Annotated in this window: 1 protein-coding gene; it reads left to right on the top strand. The window is 63.1% G+C overall.

The genetic code is table 11. The features are described 5' to 3' along the window. Positions 1–24 precede the first annotated feature (24 nt). Positions 25–509 (top strand): AMP-binding enzyme (locus Vlu01_RS27350; RefSeq protein WP_239096168.1); only part of this gene is annotated, 485 nt, incomplete at its 3' end.

Below are 509 nucleotides of genomic sequence, written 5' to 3'. Positions count from 1 at the left end.
ATCGGGTCTCCGGTGTGGAACACGGTGGTGCATGTGCTGGATCGGTTTTTGCGGCGGGTGCCGGTGGGTGTGGTGGGGGAGTTGTACATCGGTGGTGTCGGGGTGGGGCGGGGTTATCTGCATCAGGCGGATTTGACGGCGGAGCGGTTCGTGCCGGATCCGTTTGGTCGGTCTGGTGGTCGGTTGTATCGCACGGGTGATCGGGGTCGGTGGTTGCCCGATGGCAGGTTGGAGTATCGGGGTCGTACTGATGATCAGGTGAAGATTCGTGGTCATCGGGTGGAGTTGGCGGAGGTGCATGCGGCGATTACTGGTCATCCGGGGGTGACTGGTGCGGCGGTGGTTACGCGGGTGCATTCCACGGGTGTGCAGATCGTCGGGTATTACGTGACGGACGAGCCTGATGTGGTGGATCCGGAGGTGTTGCGTCGGTATTTGGTGGGTCGTCTGCCGGAGCCGATGCGTCCGGCGTATCTGGTGGCGGTGGAGCGGTTGCCGGTCACGGCGAA

This window comes from Micromonospora lutea (assembly GCF_016863535.1).
Lineage (GTDB): Bacteria > Actinomycetota > Actinomycetes > Mycobacteriales > Micromonosporaceae > Micromonospora > Micromonospora lutea.
Note: the sequence above shows the minus strand (reverse complement) of the source record. Positions and strands in the feature narration are given on the sequence as shown.